General features: G+C 73.1%; 20 protein-coding genes. 13 read left to right on the plus strand and 7 right to left on the minus strand.

The window, feature by feature from the left end:
• Positions 1–279: 279 nt before the first annotated feature.
• Positions 280–1,371: a coiled-coil domain-containing protein gene (locus BLQ63_RS28195; RefSeq protein WP_177154740.1), complete on the plus strand. Its 1,092-nt coding sequence runs from the start codon at positions 280–282 to the stop codon at positions 1,369–1,371.
• Between the two features lie 87 nt (positions 1,372–1,458).
• On the opposite strand, the gene BLQ63_RS02100 is transcribed toward BLQ63_RS28195, so the two are convergent.
• Positions 1,459–2,043 (minus strand): DinB family protein, encoded by a 585-nt coding sequence (locus BLQ63_RS02100; RefSeq protein WP_091027573.1) that lies wholly within the window; start codon positions 2,041–2,043, stop codon positions 1,459–1,461.
• Positions 2,044–2,072: 29 nt separating this feature from the next.
• Positions 2,073–2,372: a putative quinol monooxygenase gene (locus BLQ63_RS02105; RefSeq protein ID WP_091027575.1), complete on the minus strand. Its 300-nt coding sequence runs from the start codon at positions 2,370–2,372 to the stop codon at positions 2,073–2,075.
• Between BLQ63_RS02105 and BLQ63_RS02110 the strand changes: the two genes are divergently transcribed.
• Positions 2,371–3,183: an SAM-dependent methyltransferase gene (locus BLQ63_RS02110; protein WP_245680835.1), complete on the plus strand. Its 813-nt coding sequence runs from the start codon at positions 2,371–2,373 to the stop codon at positions 3,181–3,183. The genes BLQ63_RS02105 and BLQ63_RS02110 overlap by 2 nt on opposite strands.
• Before the next feature lie 73 nt (positions 3,184–3,256).
• Here the strand turns inward: BLQ63_RS02110 and BLQ63_RS02115 are convergent, their stop codons facing one another.
• Both BLQ63_RS02115 and trhA read right to left on the minus strand, forming a co-directional pair.
• On the minus strand, positions 3,257–3,643 hold the full coding sequence (locus BLQ63_RS02115) for a DnaJ family domain-containing protein (protein WP_091027577.1): 387 nt from the start codon (positions 3,641–3,643) through the stop codon (positions 3,257–3,259).
• Between the two features lie 43 nt (positions 3,644–3,686).
• Positions 3,687–4,343 carry a PAQR family membrane homeostasis protein TrhA gene (gene trhA / locus BLQ63_RS02120; RefSeq protein ID WP_091027579.1) on the minus strand — a complete coding sequence of 219 codons (657 nt, stop codon included), beginning with the start codon at positions 4,341–4,343 and terminating at the stop codon, positions 3,687–3,689.
• Positions 4,344–4,509: 166 nt separating this feature from the next.
• Between trhA and BLQ63_RS02125 the strand changes: the two genes are divergently transcribed.
• Positions 4,510–5,709: a cation:proton antiporter gene (locus BLQ63_RS02125; protein ID WP_281187479.1), complete on the plus strand. Its 1,200-nt coding sequence runs from the start codon at positions 4,510–4,512 to the stop codon at positions 5,707–5,709.
• Between the two features lie 78 nt (positions 5,710–5,787).
• Entirely contained in the window at positions 5,788–6,303 is a 516-nt protein-coding gene (locus BLQ63_RS02130) for a hypothetical protein (RefSeq protein WP_091027582.1), read from the plus strand.
• On the opposite strand, the gene BLQ63_RS02135 is transcribed toward BLQ63_RS02130, so the two are convergent.
• Complete coding sequence (locus BLQ63_RS02135) at positions 6,233–7,372, minus strand: glycosyltransferase family 4 protein (protein WP_091027584.1); 1,140 nt, start codon at positions 7,370–7,372, stop codon at positions 6,233–6,235. The two genes, BLQ63_RS02130 and BLQ63_RS02135, sit on opposite strands and share 71 nt — an antisense overlap.
• Positions 7,373–7,646: 274 nt before the next feature.
• Here BLQ63_RS02135 and BLQ63_RS02140 point away from each other — a divergent pair, with 274 nt between their 5' ends.
• Positions 7,647–8,351, plus strand: coding sequence for a hypothetical protein (locus tag BLQ63_RS02140; RefSeq protein WP_091027586.1), 705 nt, complete (start codon positions 7,647–7,649; stop codon positions 8,349–8,351).
• A gap of 239 nt (positions 8,352–8,590) precedes the next feature.
• On the opposite strand, the gene BLQ63_RS02145 is transcribed toward BLQ63_RS02140, so the two are convergent.
• Positions 8,591–9,103: a hypothetical protein gene (locus BLQ63_RS02145; protein WP_091027588.1), complete on the minus strand. Its 513-nt coding sequence runs from the start codon at positions 9,101–9,103 to the stop codon at positions 8,591–8,593.
• Positions 9,103–11,535 (minus strand): helix-turn-helix domain-containing protein, encoded by a 2,433-nt coding sequence (locus BLQ63_RS29530; protein ID WP_218125006.1) that lies wholly within the window; start codon positions 11,533–11,535, stop codon positions 9,103–9,105. The genes BLQ63_RS02145 and BLQ63_RS29530 overlap by 1 nt, the downstream gene beginning before the upstream one ends.
• A 174-nt stretch (positions 11,536–11,709) precedes the next feature.
• On the opposite strand from BLQ63_RS29530, the gene BLQ63_RS02155 reads away from it, so the two are divergent.
• The 8 genes from BLQ63_RS02155 to BLQ63_RS02190 all read left to right on the plus strand — a co-directional run bounded on the left by BLQ63_RS02155 (position 11,710) and on the right by BLQ63_RS02190 (position 22,088).
• Entirely contained in the window at positions 11,710–13,200 is a 1,491-nt protein-coding gene (locus BLQ63_RS02155) for a dynamin family protein (protein ID WP_091027591.1), read from the plus strand.
• Positions 13,201–13,235: 35 nt separating this feature from the next.
• On the plus strand, positions 13,236–13,814 hold the full coding sequence (locus tag BLQ63_RS28755; RefSeq protein ID WP_218125007.1) for a nucleotide exchange factor GrpE: 579 nt from the start codon (positions 13,236–13,238) through the stop codon (positions 13,812–13,814).
• The gene (locus BLQ63_RS02165; protein WP_091027592.1) at positions 13,811–15,721 is read left to right on the plus strand and encodes a GTPase; all 1,911 of its coding nucleotides are present in this window, start codon (positions 13,811–13,813) and stop codon (positions 15,719–15,721) included. Before BLQ63_RS28755 ends, BLQ63_RS02165 begins: the two co-directional genes overlap by 4 nt.
• Positions 15,714–16,208, plus strand: coding sequence for a hypothetical protein (locus BLQ63_RS02170; RefSeq protein WP_091027594.1), 495 nt, complete (start codon positions 15,714–15,716; stop codon positions 16,206–16,208). Before BLQ63_RS02165 ends, BLQ63_RS02170 begins: the two co-directional genes overlap by 8 nt.
• A 514-nt stretch (positions 16,209–16,722) precedes the next feature.
• Positions 16,723–17,988: a J domain-containing protein gene (locus BLQ63_RS02175; RefSeq protein ID WP_177154741.1), complete on the plus strand. Its 1,266-nt coding sequence runs from the start codon at positions 16,723–16,725 to the stop codon at positions 17,986–17,988.
• A 76-nt stretch (positions 17,989–18,064) separates the two neighbouring features.
• On the plus strand, positions 18,065–19,456 hold the full coding sequence (locus BLQ63_RS02180) for an IucA/IucC family protein (RefSeq protein WP_091027598.1): 1,392 nt from the start codon (positions 18,065–18,067) through the stop codon (positions 19,454–19,456).
• Complete coding sequence (locus BLQ63_RS02185; protein WP_143014727.1) at positions 19,453–20,967, plus strand: IucA/IucC family protein; 1,515 nt, start codon at positions 19,453–19,455, stop codon at positions 20,965–20,967. The genes BLQ63_RS02180 and BLQ63_RS02185 overlap by 4 nt, the downstream gene beginning before the upstream one ends.
• A complete protein-coding gene (locus tag BLQ63_RS02190) occupies positions 20,964–22,088 on the plus strand; it encodes a type III PLP-dependent enzyme domain-containing protein (RefSeq protein WP_091027606.1) in 1,125 nt (374 codons plus the stop codon). Before BLQ63_RS02185 ends, BLQ63_RS02190 begins: the two co-directional genes overlap by 4 nt.
• Positions 22,089–22,176 lie beyond the last annotated feature (88 nt).

Here is a 22,176-nt window from a genome sequence, read left to right on the forward strand (position 1 = left end):
GCCCGAACGGATTTTCGCGGACCCGGCGGCCGAGGCGCCGACATCGCACCCATGTGGTCAATGGTCGGGTCGCCCGACCAACCACCGGCCCCCAGAGCGCCCGGATCGACCGCGACGGGCCCACGGCGGCCGGGGCGTCCGGCCACTCGGGTTCGGCCCCCCAGATGTCATAACTTGCGGGAACGGCACTTCTCGTGAGTTATATATCGGGAGGCGACACGCTTGTTTTTCTATTATTTAAATATTAAAACCGGAATTAAATAATGTTATGATGTGGGCATGACGAAAACAGGTACGACCGTGACGACCGCCGCCAAGACCGCGACGCTGTGCAAGCGGTGCGGGACGCCGATCCCGCAGCAGCCCGGGCGCGGGCGCCCGCGCCTGTACTGCGCCGAGGGCGACTGCGCCGCCCAGGCCAAACGCCAGCGCGAGCTGCGCCGGGCCACGCCGGGATTGGAGGGTGCGCTGGCGCGGGCCGAGGAGCTGTACGAGCAGATCGAGCAGTCGATGGCCTCGGCGCTGGCGCCGCTCGCTGAGGCGTTGCGGGCCGAGACGGATCCGGCCCAGGTCGAGGCGCGGCTCGCGGAGGTGCGGTCGGATGCGGCGGGTGCGGTGGCGGCGGCGCGGGCGGAGCGCGATGAGGTGGCCGCTCGGGCGTCGTCGCTGCGTGAGGAGTTGGCGGCCGCTCATGCGGAGGCTGAGCGGGCGGCGGCGGCGTTGGAGGCGGCCGGGGTGCGGGCGAAGGAGGCGGTGTCGGCGCGACTGGAGGCGGTTCGTGCCGCTGAGGGTGCCCGTGAGGAGGCGGCGCAGGCGTTGGCGGCGGCGGGTGAGGCCGGGCGTTTGCGCGCGGAGGCTGAGGAGGCGGCGGGTGCGGCTCGTGAGTCGGCGCGGGTGGCGGTGGCCGAGCGCGAGGCGGCGGTGGCCGCGCGGGCAGAGTCCGAGCAGGTGGCGGCGGCGGCTCGGGGCGAGGCGGTGTTGGAGCGGTCGCGTGCTGAGGAGGTCGCGGCGGAGGCGGCTGAGGCGTTGCGGGCCGGTGAGGCGGCGTTGGAGCGGGCCGAGGCGCGGGTGCGGGCGGTCGGGGCTGAGCGTGATGCGGAGCGGTCGCGGGTGGAGTCGCTGGTGGCGGAGGTGGCGGTGGCGCGCCGTGATGCGGAGCAGGCGGGTGGCCTGGCGGTGGAGCGGGAGTCGGCGTTGCGTGCGGTGCAGGCGGATCTGGCCGGTGTGGTCGGTGATCTGCGGGTGTCGGCGTCGCGGTTGGAGGCGGCGGAGGCCGCCGGTGTCGAGTTGCGGGGTGAGGCGGCGTCGTGGCGTGAGCGGGCGTTGGCGGCCGAGGCGCGGTTGGCGGCGTTGGAGCGCCGGGAGGGTTAGGTCCTGCTCCCCCGTGCCGGGGGTTGCGTGTTTTGTCTGGTTCTTGGGTTCGGGCCCCGGCGGTCGTCCGTCGGGGCCCGGGCGCCTTCAGATGCCGGCGGCTTGGCGGGCGGCCTGTTCGACCTTGTCGTGGTAGGCGGTCCACCAGGCCTGGTCGCCTTCGGGGAGGTTGTCGGCGCCGTCGCGCAGGCCGGCGGCGCCGTCGATGGTTTCGCGGACGATGTCGGCGTGTCCGGCGTGGCGGTTGAGTTCGGCGATCATGTGGATGAGGATCTGGTGGAGGGTGACGGTGGCGCGTTCTTCGGGCCACCAGGGGACGTGGCCGGTGGCGTCGAGGTCGAGTGCACTGATGGTGGCGTCGGCGTGGTCCCAGACGCGGGCGTAGAGGGCGAGGAGGTCGGCGGTGGATTCTTCGGGGGTGGCCCACATGTCGGCGTTGGCTTCGGCGTCGGGGTCGAACCAGGGGTGGGTTTCGGGGAAGGGGCGGTCGAATACGGACCCGAAGTAGTCGGCGCTGACGCAGGAGAGGTGTTTGACCAGGCCGAGGAGGTTGGTGCCGGTGGGGGTGAGGGGTCGGCGGAGGTCGTACTCCCCCAGGCCTTCGAGTTTCCACAGGACGGCGTCGCGGGCGGTCGTGAGGTATCGGTGCAGGTGGGTTTTCGGGTCGGTCATGGGTTGGAGTGTGTCATCGGGGTGTGACATCAGAGGCTGATGGGTGTCGATTCGAATACTTGGACGTCGGCGGGGGCGGCGCGGTAGGGGTCGAGGTGGGCGGCGATCTCGGTGTGGTGGGGTGCGTCGAGGTGGGCGTTGAGGGCGGCGATGTCGGCCCAGGCTTCGACGCAGATGAAGGTGTTGGGTTCGTCGAGGGCTTCCCAGAAGCGGTAGGCGAGGCAGCCGGTGTCGTGTTCGAGGGTGGCGGCCTGGAGGGCGCGGAGGCCGTCGAGGTAGGCCTCGCGGTGCTCGGGGAGGGCGTGCAGGTAGGCGTGGACGGTGATCATGTCGTTCACGGTAGCGGTGCAATCGGGTTGCGGGAGCGGTTGGGTGTTGTTAGCGTGGCGCGCGATGACTTCTCATGACGGGCCGGTTCGATTCGGCCATCTCGATTGCAACTCCCCCATCGCCTCGTGGCGGTTCGAACGCCAGGTGGAGGAGTGTGCGGCTTCGTCGCCGCGGTCCATCGTCGACATCGGGTGCGGGTGGGGTGAGCTGCTGCAGCGCGTCGCGGCCCGGGTGCCGGGGGCGCGGGCGCACGGGATCGATTCGGATGTGGAGCTGCTGGAGCGGGGCCGGGCGGGGGCGGCCGCGCGCGGGATCGCCGACCGGGTCGAGTTCGTGGAGTACCGGGGCGAGGACTGGACCGAGCCGGCGGATCTGGTGCTGTCCATCGGTGCGCCGCATGCGTTCGGTACCAGTGAGGACGCGCTGCGGGAGCTGTTCAAGCTCGTCGAGCCCGGCGGGCGGCTGCTGTTCGGGGACGGGATCTGGAACCGGGTGCCGACCGAGGCGGATCTGGCGGCCATGTGGCCGGAGACGACGGTCGACGAGTGGCGGCTGCTGCCGGATCTGGTGGACGTCGCGGTCGCGGTGGGGTTCCGGCCGCTGCGGGTGGAGGCGATCGAGCAGTCCGAGTGGGACGATTTCGAGTCGCAGTACCTGGCGGACAAGGAGGTCTGGCTGCTGGCCAACCCCGGTCATCCGAAGGCCGCGGAGGTTCGCGAGGCGGCCGACCGGCACCGGGACTGGTGGCTGCGCGGCCACCGCGGGGTGCTCGGGTTCGCGTATCTGACGCTGGGTCGCCCGGTCGATTGACGGTGTGCGGAAGGCCCTGGGCCCTTGGCGGGGTTCGGGGCCTTTCGTCGTGCCCGGGGCCCCTCCCCCGGTCTCAGGCGCGGCGTTCGCGCCAGGCGGCGACCTCGTCGTCGACGTTGCGCAGGCCGAAGCGCAGCGGCGGGCCGTCGATGGGGCCGATGAGGGCTTTCCTGATGCGGACGTTGAGGGCCGCGACAGTCTCGCGCACGGCTTCCTCGGTCCGGTGGCGGTCGAGCACGCCGGGCAGCTCCTCGACTTCGCGGGCCAGGCGCAGCGCCGGAGGCAGGGCGTCCAGGCCCAGGTTCTCACGGGTCGCCTGCTGGTGGAGCCACCAGTCCTCGGCCAGGGGCCGCCCGATGCCCGGCAGGGGCTTGCCAGCGCCGGGGAGGTTCTTGAACTCGCCGCGGGCCTCGGCCTCGTGGATCTGGCGGTCGACCCCGCGCAGTTGCCGGTCGCTCATGGGGTCCTCCATGGGTGTCGGGTCCTGGGGCCCATGGTATCGGTCAGGCGGCGTGGACGACGAGTGCGACCGCGGCGAACTGCACGGCGTAGGCCGCGAGCGTGAACGCGTGGAAGACCTCGTGGAAGCCGAACCACTGCACCGAGGGATTCGGGCGCTTGAGGGCGTAGACGACGCCGCCGATCGTGTAGAGCACCCCGCCGGTGATGATCAGCGCCGTCGCCCAGACCCCGGCCCCGGCGATGAGCTGGGGCATCACGAAGACCGCGGCCCAGCCCAAGATGATGTACAGCGGCGTGTACAGCCAGCGCGGGGCGCTCACCCAGAGGGTGCGGAAGGCGATGCCGGCGGCGGCGCCGGTCCACACGACGGTCAGGAGTGCGGTGCGGGCGGTGCCGTCGAGGGCGAGGGCGGCGATGGGTGTGTAGGTGCCGGCGATGATGAGGTAGATGTTGGCGTGGTCGAGGCGTTTGAGTCGGGTGGTGGCTTTGGGGTTCAGGTGGGTGCGGTGGTAGAGGGCGGAGATGCCGAAGAGTGCGGCGGAGGCGGCGATGTAGACGGCGGTGGTGAGGCGGGCGGTGGGGGTGGGTGCGGTGGCGACGAGGAGGAGTCCGGCGAGGATGGCGGTGGGGAAGGCGCCGAGGTGGAGCCAGCCGCGGAGGCGGGGTCGGGTGTCGGTGATGGTGGGTGCCAGTGCCATGGTTCGAGCGTACGTGCGGGGGTTACTGGTTGGTAGTGTCGCTGGTCCCCCGGTTGGTGGTGGGGTTAGGGGGTGTTCGCGGTGTCTGGTCGTGTCCTTGGGGCGGGCGGTTGCGTCCGAAGTGGCGTGGCTGGGTGGTTTGGGCCGTTAGGCTCCGGCCGTGGACATGGTGATCAGCGACGACATGTCGGTGCAGTTGGTGGTGTTGGCGCTGGCGGCGGTGGCGGCGCCGCTGCTGGTGGATCGCTTGGAGCGGTGGGTGCGGCTGCCGAGTGTGGTGGTCGAGGTCGTGCTGGGGATCGTGATCGGGCCGCAGGTGCTGGGTCTGGTGGGTACGGGTGTGCTGTTGGAGACGGTGTCGCAGCTGGGTATGGCGATGCTGTTCTTCTTGGCGGGGTATGAGATCGATTTCCGTGCGGTGCGGGGTCGGCCGATCGCCGTGGCGGGTGCGGGGTGGTTGGTCTCGTTCGCTGTGGCGGCGGGGGTGTTGGCGCTGGCGGGTGCGGGGTCGGCGGTGTTGATCGTGGCGATCGGGTTGTGTTCGACGGCGTTGGGGACGATTTTGCCGATCGCGCGGGATTCGGGGTTGTTGGCGGGGCCGGTGGGTCCGCATCTGATGGCGGTGGGGGCGGTGGGCGAGTTCGCGCCGATCGCTTTGCTGGCGTTGTTCTATTCGGAGGGTCATCATTCGGGGCGGACGACGCTGGTGATCGCTTTGGTGGGCCTCGCCGTCGCGGCGGCGGCGTTCGGGTCGCTGCGCCGTTCGGCGCGGGTGTCGCGGTTGCTGTCGGCGACGATGGGGACGAGTGCGCAGTTGGCGGTGCGGTTGTCGGTGCTGGTGTTGTTGGCGTCGGTGCTGTTGGCCGCGGAGATCGGGGTGGACATCGCGTTGGGGGCGTTCGCGGCGGGTGTGGTGATGCATGTGCTGTTGGCGGCGTTGAGCGAGCGCGAGGAGGAGTTGGTGCGGTCGAAGCTGGACGGGATCGGGTTCGGTGCGGTCGTCCCGGTGTTCTTCGTCTACACGGGGGTGACGTTCGATCTGGACGCTCTGGTGTCCTCGCCGGTGGCGTTGGCGTTGATCCCGGTGTTCTTGGGGGCGTTCGTTCTGGTGCGTGGGGTGGTGACGTTCGTGTTCGCCGGGCGGGTGCTGGCGGGTGGGTCGAGGCGGGCGTTGGGGGCGTTCGCGGCGACGCAGTTGCCGATCGTGGTGATCGCTTCGGCGACGGCCGCCGATCGGGGCCTGGTGTCGGCGTCGGTGGCCGCGGCGATGGTGGGGGCGGCGATGGTGTCGGTGCTGGTGTTCCCGCTCGTGGGGTTGCGGTGGGCGGGGAAGGACACTGCGGCTGTGGCGGCGGAGCCGATCTAGGGTCAGCGCTGGGGCGTAGCGGCGAATACGTTCGTTCGCGGATGTGGCGGTGCGGGGGCGGCGGCGAGTGTTGCGGGTATGAGAAAGCTCCGCCGCCCCGCGTACCGGGCCCTGGTCGTCGTCCATGTCGCATCGTCGGTCGCCTGGCTCGGGTTGAGCCTGTGCCTGCTGGTCCTGGCCGCTTGGGCGGCCACCACGTCGGATGCGGCGTCGCAGTATGCGGCGGTCGCGGCCTCGTCGCGGCTGGCCGGGACCATCGCCGTGCCGATCGGGGCGACGGCGCTGGTCACCGGCGTGTGGCTGATGTTGGGGACGCGCTGGTCGATCGCCTACACGTGGGTGCTGGTCAAGTTGGTCGCCACGGTGATCACGTTCGCGCTCACGGTGCTGGTGCTGCGCCCGGGCCTGGCCGAGGTCGCCGCGGGTGCCGATCCGCTGCGCCTGCAGGTGTTGGACGGCGACATCATGTACGGGCCGGTCGTGTCCTCGGTCGTGTACCTGGGGGCGACGGTCCTGTCGTATGTCAAGCCGTGGGGACGGCGAGGCGCGGGCGCGCCGGCCCGAGCGCGAGTGCCCGCTCGTAGTGCGCGATGAGCGCGTCGCCTTCGGCCTCCCAGGTGCGGGTCTCGACTTTGAGGCGGCCGCGTCCGCCCCACTGGCGCAGCAGTTCGGGGCGGGCGGCGAGCGTGCGCACGATCCCGGCCAGCGCGGGGCCGTCGCCGGGCGGGAAGTGGGTGCCGTCGACGCCGGGGTCGACCAGTTCGGCGGCGCCGCCGGCGTCGACGGCGACGACGGGGACGCCGGAGGCGTGGGCTTCCTGGATGGTCTGGCCGAACGTTTCGAACGGGCCGGTGTGGACGAACAGGTCCAGGGAGGCGTAGAGGCGTGAGAGGTCGTCGCCGTGGAGGGCGCCGAGGAATGAGGCTTGGGGCAGGAGGCGTTCGAGGGCGCGGCGGCGGGGTCCGTCGCCGACGATGACCAGGCGCACGCCCGGTTCGGCGGCGAGGTCGGCGAGCCAGTGGAGTTGTTTTTCGCGGGCGAGGCGTCCGATGTAGCCGACGACGAGTTCGCCGTCGGGGGCGAGGGCGTCGTGGAGGGTGCGGTCCTTGTATCGGGGGTGGAATCGTTCGGTGTCGACGCCGTGGGGTAGGACGGCGACGTTGCCGATGCCTTGTTCGGCGAGGGCGCGGGCGGTGCAGGCGGACAGGGCGAGGTTGACGCGGGCGCGGGAGTGGATGGAGCGCAGGCGGTGCCATACGAGTTGTTCGAATGCGGTGAGGTGGTAGGCGCGGGTGTAGGCGGGGAGGTCGGTCTGCCAGACGGCGACGGTGGGGATGTGGCGGCGTTCGGCCCAGGCGGCGGCGCGGGCGGTGTAGCCGAAGGGGCTGGCGAGGTGGACGATGTCGGGGCGGTGGGCGTCGAGGGCGTCGTCGAGGGCGCGGGTGGCGAGTCCGGCGCGGAAGTCACGGTAGGCGGGGACGCGGATGGAGGGCACGTGGACGACGGGCCAGTCGAAGACGGGGCGTGGTCCGGGTCCGGGGGCGGGGGCGATGACGACCGGTTCGATGCCGCGGGCGGCGAGGTGCTCCGCGGCCCGCGCGACGGAGCGGGCGACGCCGTTCATTTGCGGCGGGAACGATTCGGTGACGAGTGCGACTCTCATGGTCGGAGCGTAAAGGCCCAGGTGGGCGGTGGGGGTAACCCGACATGGCGGGGGTTTGAACCGCAGCCGATATTCATCGCCGTAGTGCTGGGGGCGGGGGTGTCGGGTACGGTGCGTGCGCGTGTGGCTCGCGAGGCGCGCGACTTCGGGTCGGGGCAGTGTCGTACCCGCGGTGTAGGTATTGGAGGATGCACGCACTGGCCGGTGCCGGCGCGCGCCCCGTCGCCCGCGCAGGGCGCGGCCAAGCCTCAGCGATCATGTGAAGGAGCCCCCGATGTCACTGTCGAGTGCCGACATCGCCCATCTGGAAGCGGTGCTGGCGCAAGGGAAGAAGCCGAAGGTGGTGTTCACTGACGCCGCAGGGCAGGTCGCCGGCAGGTCCGGTAAGGTCGTCGCGCTCGACCCCTCGGGTGTCGACGATTTCGTGACCGTCGCTTTCGGATCCGACGAGCTGGCGTTCGCCGCCGGCGAGCTGCGCCTGCCCGCCCCGGGCGAGGGCGCGCGCCGCGCTCCCCGGCAGCGGGCCGGTGCGCCGGCTGCGCCCCTCGCCCCTTCGGGGCCGGGGCTGCTGCCCGATGAGCCCGAGTCCGAGCTTGAACCCAAGCCCAAGCCCGTCACCGCGAGTGAGAGGAAACCCGTGAGCGCACCTGAAGTGCCACAGCAGGCCGAGCCGGTCCCGGTCAAGAAGAAGGCGGCCCGGCCTCGCGCCGCGGCGAAGTCGCCGGAGTTGACCGTGACGTTGACGTATGAGGACGGCGAGTGGTCGATCGCGGCCGCGCGCGGTGCCCGCACGGTCGTCAAGGGCGCCAAGGTCGCCCATACGAACGCGCTGGCGATGTGCCAGTCGTCGGGTTCGGACGAGGTTGCCGAGGTCGTCTCGGAGGTGGTGGAGAAGATCCGCTCTGAGGCGGCTGAGGAGGCGGCGCGGTTGCGTCGCCAGCTCGACGAGGCCGAGGCGCGGTTGGCGGAGTTGAAGTAGCGGTGTTGCCGTAGCAGGGCCGGCGGGCCCGGTCGCCGGTGGGCGGCCGGGCCCGTTGGCGTGTTCGGGGTCGGTTCCTCCGGGGGGTGTGGGGCAGGGGGCGGCGAGGGCGCCGGGTGGGTCCGACGGTCGGGCGCACCCCCGGGGGTCGGGGGTGTCGGTTCGCCGAGTCCCCCGGTTGCGGGCGCGCCTGTGGGGTCCGGCAGGCCGGCGCGGTGTCGCTCCCGTGTTCAGGGGCGCTAGTCGCGGGCGTGTTTGATGTAGATCATGACCGCTTCGCGGGTGGTCTTGACGCCCAGGGACTGTCGGGCCGCGGCGATGCGGCGGTTGGCGGTGCGCAGCGACACGAACTCGGCTTCGGCGGCGGCCGCGATGGTCGAGCCCGCCGCGAGGCGCCCCAAGAGCGCGCGCTGCTCGGCGTCGAGGTCGAGGCCGTCGGCGGCCTCGGCTTTGCCGGGGGTGACGCCGAGGGGTCCGACGCGGCGCAGGTCGGCGGCCAGCGCGAGCGCGAGCGCGCCGGAGGCGACCGCGACGATGCCGGCGCCGCGTGCGGCGGCCAGGACCGCTTGGGAGGCGGTGTGGTCGTCGCCGACGGCGCCGTGGCACACCAGGCGCCGCTCGGCGAGGTCCCAGGCCGGTTCCAGGAGTGCGAAGCCGCGGTGGGCCGCCCATCCGGCGGCCGCGCAGCGGCGCACGATGGCGTCCGCGTCGGCTCCGGCTCCGACCACGTGCAGCGGCACCTGCTCGCCCATCACGCCTCACTGCCTTCGTCGATCGCCGCGTCCAGGAGCACGGCCGCTTCGGTGCGGGTCTTGGCGCCGAGTTTGCGCATGCCCGAGCGGATGTGGGTCTCCACGGTCTCGGCGGTGATGCCGAGGATCTCGGCGATGCGCCGGGAGGGGTGTCCGGCGGCGACGTGGCGCAGGACTTCGGTTTCGCGGTCGGTCAGGCCCCCGCCGCCGCGGGCGGAGCGCCGGTCGCGGCGGATGTCGTGTTTGCGCAGGCCGCGGCGGGCCCGTCCGGCCAGGACGATGAGGCCGTGTTCGTCGGCGATGCGTTCGGCCGCTTCGAGGGCGGCGACGGCGGCGCGGGGGTCGCCGGAGTGGACGGCCAGGGCGAGGAGGCAGCGGACCTGTTCGCGGGCGGCCAGGCCGTCCCAGGCGGTCGCGGCCTGCGCGAAGGGGCCGGGTGCGGCCTTGTCCCAGGCGTTGAGGGTCGTGGCGACGGGGGCGGGCCAGGGGGTGTGGTCGGCGGCGACGGGGTCGGTGCCGGTGTCGTAGGCGATCCACCGGCCGGTGATGTGGGCGAGGCCGCCGACCAGGCCCGGGCGGGCTTGGGGGGCTTCGGGTCCGGGTTGGCCGTCGAGCCAGGCGGTCTCGTGTTCGAGCCAGGAGACGAGGCCGTCGAGGGCCGCGGGGGCGTCGTGGAGGCGCGCGAGTCGGGCGCGGGCGGCGCCCAGGGCGCCGGTGTCGGCTTCGGCGAGGGCGATCGCGGCGTCGATGAGCGTGTCGGCGACCGCCGGGAGGGCGTGGTCGGCGAGGGATTGGGCGGCGGCGATGACGTTGTCGAGGCCGGTGCCGGACAGGACCAGGCACCAGGCGGCGGCGGCCAGGAAGCGGGTCTGCCACGAGTAGGCGCCCGCGGCGCCGGCGCGGTCGGCGGCTTCGTGGGCGACGGCTTCGGCTTCGACCAGGCGGGCGGCGTCGGCGAGGGCGATGACGCGCGACCACGCGCACCATGATGCGGTCGTCGCGTCGCCGGCGTCGCGGGCGAGTGCTTCGGCGATCGCGAGCGCGTCGGGGTCGTCGCCGGCGAGGGCGGCGGCGAGCCCGGGGTGGTCGATGTGGGGCCGGTCGGTGAGGATCGCGGCGGCGAGGGCGTCCCGTTCGTCGCCCCGGGCGCACAGCAGGCGCAGCTGGTCGGTTTCGGGGCCCGGTGGGGCGTCGTCGAGGGCGGTGCGGGCGCGGGGGGTCTCGCCGATGGCCAGCAGCGCCCAGGCGCGGGCGAGGGCGGCGTCGCCGCCTGTGGGGGCGCGGTCGAGGACGTGCAGGGCCGCGCGGGTGCGTCCGGCTTCGAGGGCGGCGCGGGCGGCCGCGACGGCGTGGGCGGGGTCGAGTTCGGCCGCCAGGAGCAGCGCTTCGGCCCGGATCTGGGGGCTGGTGTTCTCGGCGGCGGCCAGCGCGGCGGTCAGGGCGGGGCCGGGGAGGCCGGCGGCGTGGGCGTGGCGGGCCGATTCGACGCCGACGGTCGCTTCGGCGAGGTGCTCGTGCATGGACCGGCGCGCGTCGGGTTCGAGGATGCCCGCGGCGATCTCGGCCATCCACGGGCTCGCCGGGCGCAGGTGCGCGCCTTCGGCGACGGCCAGGCCGGCGTCGAGGAGGATCGGTGCGCCTTCGCCGAGGAGGGTGGGGTGGGCGGGGCGTCCGAGCAGGCCCAGGGCGGCCAGGGCGGTGCGCCCGGCCCGGGGCAGGTCGGCGATCGCGGCGGCCGCCGCGGAGGCGGGGTCGCCGGGGTCGGCGAGGTCGACGTCGTCGGGTTCTTGGTGCGCGGCCCGTTTGGCGAGCGCGGTGAGCGCGAGCGGGTTCCCGCCGGCGCGGGCGGCGAGGGCCGCGACGCGGGTCGGCGCGAGCGCGGGTGCGGCTTCGGCCACCAGTTGCACGGCTTCGAGGTCGGTCAGGGGCGGCACGGAGATGACGGTGGCGCCTTCCAGGAGGCGGGCGAGGGCGTCCTCGCCGAGCCGGTTGGGCGTGCGCAGGGCGGCGGCGACGGGCAGGCGCTGGGCCAGGACGGGCAGGACGGCGAGGGTGGCCGCGTCGCACCATTGGAGGTCGTCGATGACCAGCAGGCCCCCGCGGGTGCGCGAGTAGACCGCTTCGGCCAGCAGGGGGAGGTCGTCGGCGGGCATGCGCGCCCGCGTGGCCCGCTCCAGGGCGAGCGCGGGGGCGCCCGAGAGCGTCGCGAGTCCCCCGCCGGCGTGCACGGGGCGCTTGGAGGCGCGTGCGAGGCGCTCCAGCAGGCGCGTGCGCCCCGAACCGGGCGGGCCGGTCACGACCACCAGGCCCGGGCCGGCCAGTGCGCCCGCCATGGCGCGCAACGCATCGTCGCGGTCGCCGGGGCCCCCGGGCGGGGGCGTGGCGGCGGGACGGGACGGGGCCAGTCCGGTGGTGGGCGGCGGGGCGGCCAAGGGGGCTCCTTACGCTGTGGCACGAATGGGGGAGGCGGTTATAGGGCTGCAGTTTGTATCGTCGTCTTGTCGACGGTTCGCCGACGCCTCTCATGATATTGCGGATGCTTCGATGCCGCAGACCGGCGTCGGCGGCTGGAGCGCCGAGACGATGGAGAGGGTGGACGCGGGGGCATGGTGGCAGGGCAACTCACCACGAGTGTGGCGGGCATGTGCGAGGAACTGGCCGGCAAGGTCAGCGCCGCCTCTCGCCCCGTGGTCGAGGACGTGGCCTCCCGGCTCGGGCAGCCGCTGCGCGTCGCGGTCGCCGGGCGCCTCAAAGCGGGAAAGTCCACGCTCGTCAACGCGTTGATCGGGCGGCGGGTCGCGCCGACCGCCGCCGGGGAGTGCACCCGGGTGGTCACCCAGTTCCGGTACGGGCCCGCCGACCGGGTCGACGTGATCGCCCGCAACGGCACCAAGCACGCCGTGCCCCTCGACGCTTCGGGGATGATCCCCACTTCGTTGCCGATCCCGGCCGATGAGGCCGCGATGATCGACGTGCAGTTGTCCTCGGACCGCCTGCGCGATCTGACGGTGGTCGACACGCCCGGCCTCCAGTCGGTCAACACCGACATCTCCGAGGCCGCCCGCGAGATGCTCTTCGCCGCCCCGATCGCCGACGACGTCGACGACGACTCCCGGGCCGCCGTCGAATCGGCCGAGGCGATCATCTACGTCTTCACCCAGCAGGTCAGGGCCGACGACGTCGAAGCGCTCGAGGCGTTCTCCAAGGCCTCCCAGCAGCTGTCGTCCTCCCCCATGAACGCGTTGGGCCTGTACAACAAGGCCGACAAGCTCGCTCCCGGGCCCGGGCAGGACCCCTGGCCGATCGCCGGGCCGATCGCCGGCGACCAGGCCGCGGTCCTGCGCCGCGCGGTGTGCGACGTCGTCCCCGTCGTGGGCCTGCTGGCCGAGACGGCCGAGGCGGGACTGCTGACGGCCGCCGACTGCGAGGCCCTGCGCACCCTCGCCGGCCTCGACGAGGACAAGCGGGCCCTCATGCTCGCCTCCGCGGGGCTGTTCCTCAACACCGAGGGGCCCGTCGACCAGCACCAGCGCCAGCGCCTGCTCGAGCGCCTCGACCTGTACGGCATCCACTTCGCGATCGCCCACCTGGGCGCGAACCCGCACCTGGCGACCGGGGAGCTCGTGCGGCTGCTGTTCGCGGCCTCGGGGTTCCCGCGCCTGCGCACGACGCTGCACCAGATCTTCGGGGTCCGTGCCGACGTCATCAAGGCCGGGTGGGCCCTGGGGCGCCTGGACGCCGCCGCGGCCTCGGGCCCGGCCGCCGACCGCGACCTGCTGCGGGGCGCGGTCGAGTCGATCGTCGCCCGCCCCGAATACCACCGCCTGCCGCTGCTGGAAGCGGCCGCGCAGGTCACCACCGGGCAGGTCGCCCTGCCCGAGGCCATGGAAGCCGAAGTCGCCCGCCTGGCGCTCACCGACGACGCCGGCGTCGTCCTGGGCCTGCCCGGTGAGGCGCGCCCGCAGCTGCGCCGCGCCGCCATCGAGGCGGCCGCGCGCTGGCGGGCGTTCGCCAACGGCGGGGCCACCCCGTCCCAGGCGCGGGTGGCGAACGTGGTGCATCGTGGGTTTCATCTGCTGGCGCAGCGGCTCGGATGACCGGCCACCGCCTTGAACGACCGAAGGAGAGCACAGTGACGAATCGACTCGGCGGACCGCTGGTAGGGGCCCTCGCCGGCCTCGCCGCCGCGGGCCTGGGCGCGGTGTTCCTCACCGTCGACGGGTTCGATGCGCGCACCTTGGCCATCGGGGCCGGATCGGTCCTGGTCACCGCCGTCGTCGCCGCCCTCGCCGGCCGGTCGATCACGTCGGCGGCCCCCGCCGCCGCGGTCCCGTTCGCGCCGGCGCCCGGTACGGGCGGGGCCTCGGGTCCCATTCCGGTCGGGCAGCTCGCCGACGGCGCCCGCTCGGCGCAGAACTCGGCCGACCGGACGGTCCTGGTCGAGGCGTGCATCTGGATGCGGGACCGCGCGACGTCCCCGGCGCTGGCCCAGCACCTCGACGGCGCGTTCACGAAGGTCGGTGTGGCCCAGGTCGATGCGACCGGGCAGCGGTTCGATCCGGCCGTGCACGAGGCGGGGTCGGTCATCGCGGCCTCCACGCCGGCCGAGGACGGCATCATCGCGCGCACCGAGACGCCCGGGTACATCGACCGGGGCCGTCTGCTGCGCCACCCGATCGTGACGGTCTTTCGCGGGCAGGTGCGGGCATGACCGACACCGCTACTCCGGCGCAGAGTCAGGCGCCGGCGAAGAAGGCCGCGGCGAAGCCGAACCCGGCGCAGCAGATCCACAAGTTGTGCGTCAAGGCCGCCAAGGCCGGCAACGCGTCGCTGCGCACCGTTGACGCGCGTGCGGCGGCGGAGGTCGACGAGGTCACGCGCTGGCAGCCGGACAAGCCGGTGGCCGTGGTCGTGGGCGAGACCAAGCGCGGCAAGTCGTCGCTGGTGAACGCCCTGTTGGGGATGCCGGGGTTGTCGCCGGTGGACGCGCAGGTCGCCACGACGGCGTACCTGGAGTTCGCGTGGGCCGACCAGGCGTCGGTGCGCGCCTGGCAGCCCGGTGCGGCCGACCCGATGCTGTTGGGCGTGGGCGACCTGCGCAACTGGGCGACCCGGTTGGGCACCATGCCCCCGGGGATGGTGCCGCCGCGGCGGATGCTGGTGGGGCACCCTTCGGCGCTGCTCAAGCACATGTCGGTGGTGGACACGCCCGGTACGGGTGGTCTGGATCCCGACCACGCGCAGATCGCGCTCGAGGCGGTCGCGCGGGCGACGTGCCTGATCATGGTCACCGACGCGTCGTCGCCGATGGCGAAGACGGAGCTGGACTTCCTCACCGAGGCCTCCAAGCGGGTCAACTTCGTCGTCTTCGCCTTGACGAAGACGGACACGTATCCGGGTTGGCGCACGGTCATGGAGGAGAACCGCTCGCTCATCGAGGCGCACGCGCCGCGGTTCCGTCATGCGCCGATGTACCCCGTGTCGGCGATGCTCGCCGAGCACGCGTTGAACTCCCAGGGGCCCACGCGGGTCGCTCTGGCCCGGGAGTCGGGCATCGGGAAGATGCAGCGGGCCCTGGTCAAGGTCGCCACGGCCGGGAAGGCGCTGGTCGCGGCGAACGTGGTGCGCGCGGTGCGCACCGAGTTCCAGCGCCTGGCCGTCTCCGCGGCCGAGGACATGAAGGCCTACGACCCCGATCCTGAGGCCGCCAACCGGTTGAAGGAGGAGAAGAAGCAGGCTTTGGCGTTGCGGCGCACCGAGACGAAGAAGGCGAACCTGGCCTTGCGCGTGGAGACGCAGCGGGCCAAGATCGAGGTGCAGGGGCGGTTGCGCACGCACCTGGCCGAGCTCGAAGAGGCCCTGTTGGACGAGGTCGAGAAGGCGAACAAGGCCGCGCTCGAATCGCTGCCCCAGCGCGTGGACATCGCCTTGCAGGGCATCGCGGCGCGGTTGTCGGGCGAGTTGCATCAGCGGTTCGTGCTGTTGGCCGAGCGCGTGCTGCGCCAGGTGTTCAACGACGACGAGCTGCGCGGGGCGACGAACTCGATCTCCGCGGGCCTGCGCACGGCCGCCTCGGGGCGGGCGAGGCGCGACGCCTCCTCGGACGGGGCGCTGCTGATGGCGTCGTCGGCGGGTGTGGCCATGATGGCCGGTCGCGCGGTGACCATGGGTGCGGGCGCGATCGGCCTGGGTGCGCTCGGGGGGATCGGCGCGGTCGCCCTGTCGGCCTCCGGTATCGGCGTCGGGTTGGCGGCGGCGGCGTTCCTGTTGTACCGGCGCAAGATCCAGGGCAACCGCCAGGCGGCCAAGCAGTGGATCCAGCGGATCGTCGCCGAGGCGCGGGCGAACCTCAACGAGGAGATCAGCTTCCGGTTCACCGAGGTCGAGTTCGTCTTCAACTCCACGCTCGACGACGCCTTGGAGCGCCGGGCCGCCGAGTTCGACGCGCGCATCTCCGCGGCCGAGAACGCCCAGAAGGCCGACCAGGCCGCCCGGGCGAAGAAGCAGGCCGCGCTCAAGCAGCGCCGCGACTCCATGGCCTCCAAGGTCAAACAGCTCGACGAGGTGCTCGCGAAGGCTCGCACGCTCGTCCCAGGCGAGGAGGTAGTCGATGGATGAGTACGATCCGTTCGACCCCGAGTCGAACACCCCTGACTTCGAGGGCGCCGATCTGGACGATGCGGACGCCCCCGGCTTGGACGACTTCGACGACGGCGAGGTTCCCGGCGAGGACGACCTCGAAGGGTTCGCCTTCGACGGCGAGGCCGGTCTCGACGACGTGGACGACCTCGACGGCGAGTTCGCCGAATACGACGACACCGACGTGGAGGACGGCGTGGAGGCCGAGGCGGCCGGGGACGAGGCGCCGTACGCGGCGACCTATGAGGACCTGCTGCTGGACGAGGCCGACAACCCGCCGTCGTTCCCGCCCGAGTTGGACCTGGACGTGCCCGAGCCGGTCGACGGCTACCCGTGGGTCGACCTGGACGCCCTCGGGCAGGTCGAGGCCGAGCCGTGGGTGAACTCGGTCGAGGCCTCCGAGTACGCGATCGCCGACATCGACGACCCGGCCGCCTCCGCGCTCGCGCGGTTCTGGCAGTCCTGACCCGCACCCCGCAGGCCGGCCCCGGCACGCCGCCCGCGCGAGTGGACCCGCAGTAGGCGCGTCGCGCCCTCGCCCGGACGGTATGCGCGGGTGCGGGACCGGATGGTGCCGGATGGTACTTGTCGAGGCAGTTCGCATCGGCAATGGTGACCGTCCCGGTCTTGCACTGTCCGAAGTCGCCTCACCGCGCGCAGTGCGGCAATGGCGCATCGAATGCGCGGTGGTCGCACGAACCGCCGCGAACGCCGATTACGCCCGTGGCCGTGGAGGATTTGCGCAGGCCGCAGCGCCCGCGAGTACCGCCCGGATCGCCGCCGCCTCACTCCACAGTGTCACCGCCGCCGTATCGTGTGGTGGCACTCGGGTGACGATGAAGTGAAAAACTCGGACCTGGCGACACCGAAAGGGGCGAACCGGCGGTAGATTGGCTCCATTACCGTCGAGACCGACGCCCGATTCCCCCTCGCCGGGCACCGGCCCGTCCCCGCACGACCGACCGACCGGGAGCCGCGTGGTGAACGAACCAGACCACTACCGCGTCCTCGGGGTGAGCCCGCAGGCACCCAGATCCGAGATCCAGGCCGCCTACCGCCGCCGCCTGCGCGATACCCATCCCGACCGCGGCGGCGACGAAGCCGAGTTCCACCTCGTCCAGCAGTCCTGGGAGACCCTCTCCCACCCCGGGCTGCGCCGCGAATACGACCTGCTGCGCTTCGGACGCCGCGCCGCCCGCCGCTACGGCAAGGCCGCCGCCAAACCCTCGCACCGCAAAGTCCGCGGCTGGAACGTCGCCCCCGCCGCCGAACCGAGGGCGCAGTCCCTGTCGACCGAAGGCGCGCTCGTGGCCGTCCCCTGGCACGCCCGCCTGCGCCGCGTCCGCCCCGTCCAGCGCCCCTCCACATGGGTCGCCGCCGCCGGCAGCAGCGCCGCGTTCGCCCTGTGGGCCGGTGCGGGACTGTGGTTCTGCGCCGCGGCCCTGTCCGCCGACGCCTCCCTGTTCCTGCGGGCCCTGTCGATCCCCGCCGCCCTCGCGGTGGTCATGATCGTGTTCGTCCAGACCAGCCGGGCCCTGCGCTCGCGCCCCGACCGCTCCCCCAGCCCCCCGACCGGGCGGCTCGTCCTCGCGTTCCTGTTCGCGGCCGCCTCGGTGTGGCTGGCCGGACCGGGCACGGCCTGGGGCTGGTACCTGGGCGTGTTCGTCGTCGCCGGCGCCGGCCTGGCCTGGACCGTACGCCGCCTGCGCTGGACCCTGGCCCTGCGCTCCTCCGTGGGCGCGGCACTGCGCCAGTTCAACGCGTTCGGCCCGGCCGGGACCCGCCCCAGGGCCGACCGGCCCACCGGGAAGCTCCTGCGGGAGGTCCTGACGAACCTGCCCGCCGCGAGACTGTTCGTCGCCCTCCCCGCGACCGACGGCACCCGCGTGCCGCACGCGATCGTCTGCGGGGACCGGATCGCACTGCTGTGCGCCCCCGTCGGACGCGACAGCGCCGATGTGGACTCGGTGAACCTGCCCGAAGCGGTCAAGGCCCTCGACGCGGCACTGCCGGACGCGCACGTCCAGGGCTGGGTGCTGTGGCCGACCCTGCCCGAGACGGCCCGCGCGGGCGAGAGCGCCGCGGTCCACGACGTGGCCGTGGGCCAGGCCGCCGCCGACATCGGCCTGTGGCTCGCCGCGGCCGGCGCGGTCTACGACCTGCCGGTCCTGCAATCGCTGCGAATGCGCCTGGCCGCGATCCCGGTCCCGCGCACGCAGGACCGCTCACCGGTCGTCAGGGCCTGAATCCCCGCTCGCCGCAACGAGGGCGTGAGAAAACGCACCCTCCACAGGCGCCCGTTTCGCCAGTACAGTGCAGGCCATGGACGCCACCGCCCGCGCCGACGCGATCGTCGCCGACCGACTGAGGGCCGCCGCCGACCGCGAACCGCTGCCCGGCAAGGCCGAAGGCGACACCGCGGTCGACCTGGCGCGGTCCCTCGCCGCCGGTTCGGTGCACGCGGAGCGGTTCGCCGGCGAGATCGCCTCGGCCGTGCGCGGCACCGCCCTCGCGCTGGAGGCGGCCCGGCCCCACCCGCACGACCTGTGGGCCGCCGCAGAGGCGGCCCACCTGGACCCGAGCGTGTGGTTCGAACAGGCCGTGCTGCTCGGACACCCCACCCATCCGCTGGCGCGCTCGCGCGGGGAGCTGACCGACGATGAGATCCGCGCGTTCGCACCCGAGCACCGGGCCCGGTTCGACCTGGGCCGCTACCAGGTCCCGGGCCTGACCGTCTGGGAGGGATGGCGCGTCGCCGAGGACCGGGAGCAGCTGCTCCCGGTGCGGTTGCCGGTCCACCCGTGGCAGGCCCGGCGCCGCGGCCTCACCGCTCCCGAATCGACCTGGACCGGTGCGGCGCCGCTGATGAGCCTGCGCACCGTCTCAGTCGGCGACCGACACGTCAAGACCGCCGTCGACCTCCAGTTGACCTCGGCCGTGCGGCACGTCTCCGCGGCCGCCGTCAGCAACGGCTGGCAGGTCTGGCACCGACTCGAACGCCCCGCGGCCGACCTGGGCATCACCCTCGTACCCGAGCGGGGCGCCATCAGCCGCCCCCTCGGCCCCGACTACACCTGGAGCCCCGCAGGCCCCGACACGGGCCTGGCCGCCATCGTCCGCCCCGCCCCGCACACCCTCGGACACCCGCGGGCCGTGCCGCTCGCGGCGCTGGCCGAACCCGACCCCGCGACCGGCCGCCCGATCGGCGCCGCCCTCGCCGGCAACGACCTCGAACAGTGGTGGACCGCACTCGTCGCAGTGGCACTGGCACCGGTGCGCCTGTTCGCGACCACCGGCGTCGCCCTCGAAGCGCACGGGCAGAACACCCTCGCCTCGTTCACCGGGAACCGGCCCGCGAGCCTGGTGTACCGGGACTTCGGCGGCATCCGCGTCCCGACCGAGGACTGGCCCGCCCTCACCGGGGACCTGCCCGAGCCCGACCCGGCCAAGCGGCTGGCGAAACTCCTGGCCGCACTGTTCCCCACCACGCTCACCGCACTGGTCCAAGCGCTCGCCGAGTGGACGGGGACCGACCCCGGCACGTGGTGGTCGACCGTCGCGGCCGCGGTGCGCGACCTCGCACTGGACCAGTGGATCGCCGCGGCCGTCCTGCGAGACCCCTGGCCCGTCAAGGCCACCACCGCGATGCGCCTGGCCGACCATGCGACCGACGACATCTGGGCGAGCGTCGACAACCCGCTGGCGGCCGCGTGAAACCCGGGCCGAGCCTGTCGGCGCAGGTCACGGCCGCCGCATGGCGCGAAGACCTCAACGGCTTCCGCACCGGGCCCGCCCCCGCCGGTCAGGGCGCGTTCAACCAGCTCGACCCCGACCCGGGCACCGACGAAGACCCCGTCAAAACCCTCGAGGCGATCCTCGGCGCACCCGTCCCCGAGCACCTCGCCGCCGAACTCGCCTCCGCCCGCACAGGACTCGCCTACGCCCGCGCCCGCGCCGAGACCCGCAATCGCCACATCGCCGCCTACGCGGCCCGCACCGGTACCGGGAGCCTCGCCGAACTCGTCGCCGCGTGCACGCGCGACGCGGACACGACCGCACGATTGCTGGAAACCCTCGCCACCGACGGCCACCAGCTCCACCCGTGCGCGCGCACCCGCCTCGGCTGGAACCCGCGCGACCTCGAACGCTACGACCTGGAGACGACCCGCCCCATCCGCATCCGGCTCGTCGCCGACCGATCCGGCGTCCTCGCCCGCTCCGGCACCGACTTCCGCGACCACCCCATGCTCAAGGACCTCGACCTGCCCGACCCCGTCGTACCCGTCCACCCCTGGCAACTCGAACACCGCGTCCTGACCGCCCACCGCGACCTGTTCACCACCGGCCGCCTGGCCGTACTGGACCAGACCGTCCCGGCCTGGCCCACCGCCGCGATCCGCACCCTCGCCGGCCACCGCGCCCCCGGCTTCCTCAAACTCGCCCTGGGCATCCACATCACCTCCACCAGACGCGACATCTCCCCCGCCACCGCGATGCTCGCCCCCTACCTCAGCGAACACCTCGCCGACCTGGACGAGACGCACCGGTTCGTCGCCGACACCGCCGGCACCTGGCTGCCGCACTCGCGCGACCTCACCGCCATCGCCCGCGCCCCACTCGCCGCCGCCGTCCCCGCGGGGACCGTATGCGTGCCCTCCACCGCGCTGGCGGCCCCCTCGCCGGTCACCGGCCGCAGCCTGGCGGCCGAGTACGCCGACTGGTCGGGCGACCCCGACGCGTGGCTGCGCTCCTACACGAACCTGTTCGTCCCCCCGGTCCTGGCCAAGGCCGCCATGGGCATCGGACTCGAAGCGCACCTGCAGAACAGCCTCGTCGCCATGCGCGGGCACGAGCCGGTCGCCGCCCTCACCCGCGACCTGGGCGGGGCGCGACTGCACGTGCCGAGTGTCCCGTTCGCAATCGATTTGCCTGAGGGCAGTCCCGTGAACGCCGCCTCGATGGACCAGGTCAGGTCCAAAGTGGCGTACACGCTGTTCCACAACCACCTGGCGGCCCTCGCCGCCGTCCTCGAACGCGACTGCGGGATCGACGCCGCCGCCTACTGGGCCGACCTCGCCGACCGGATAGCAGGCCTCGACCTGCCCGCGGCCGACCGCGACCACTACCTGGCGCCACAGCAGCCGACCAAAGCGCTCCTGACCATGCGCCTGCACCCCGGCGACGAGATCGAGACCCGCGTCGACAACCCCATGGCCCGCCCGTGAACCCACTGCCCGCCAACGTCACCGCAGCCGTCGCCGCCCTGCCCTCGCCCTCCAGCGCCTGGATCTACGACCCCGCGGTCCTCGCCGGCCGCCTAGGACGCCTGCGGGAGGCCCTGGGAGGCCACACGATCCTGTACGCGATGAAAGCCTGCGCCAACCCCGCCATCGTCGCCACCGCCGCAGCACTGGCCGACGGCATCGAATGCGCCTCCGGCGGCGAACTGCGCGCCGCAACGGCCGCCGCCGCCACCCGCCTGGCCTTCTCCGGCCCCGCCAAGACCCCCGCCGACCTCACCGCCGCCACCCGCACCACAACCCCCCTGTGGATGCACGCCGAAAGCATGCGCGAACTCGACGGCCTCGCCGCAGCCGGATACACCGGCCCGGTCGCCCTGCGCGTCAACCGCGGACGGGCCCTGCCCGGCACCCACCAGATGACCGGAGCGCCCACCCCCTTCGGCATCGACGAAGCCGACGTCCCCGCCGCCGTCGACCGCGCCCTCGCCCACGGCCTGGACCTCACCGGATTCCACCTCCACGCCGTCTCCAACTGCCTCGACGCCCACGCCTACACCGCCCACGTCCACGACGCCCTCGCATGGTCGCGCACCGCCGCGACCCGGTTCGACCTGCGCTACGTCAACGTCGGCGGCGGCCTCGGCGCCGACCCCCGCGGCGACCAGATCGACCTCGCCGCCCTCGCCCGAGGACTCAAAGGCATCGACACCGCAGGCGCCGAACTCGTCTTCGAACCCGGCCGCTACCTCGCCGCCCCCGCAGGCTGGTACACCGCCGAAGTCCTCGACCTCAAAACCGTCCAAGGCCAGGCGTTCGCACTGGTACGCGGCGGCACCCACCACTTCCGCCTCCCCGCCGCCTGGGGCTACTCCCACCCCTTCCACCTCGTGCCGGGCCCACGACACGAACCCCCCTGGACCAATGTGGACCTCCGCGTGTGCGGCGAACTCTGCACCCCCAGAGACATCCTCAACACCGGCCAACCCACCCCACACATCGCCGTCGGCGACCGCCTCGTCTTCGCCAACGCCGGCGCCTACGGCTGGGAGATCTCCCACGACCGATTCCTCCACCACCCCGCCCCCCAAACCCTCATCATCTGAACGGCGGATACCCCGAATCCGGCGACCGTTTACGATGAAGGGCCTGACGCGAGTGCCCGGTCCGTCCCGACTCGGCTCGCATCAGCCT

The organism is Glycomyces harbinensis (assembly GCF_900101745.1).
In the GTDB taxonomy this organism is placed as follows: Bacteria; Actinomycetota; Actinomycetes; order Mycobacteriales; family Micromonosporaceae; genus Glycomyces; species Glycomyces harbinensis.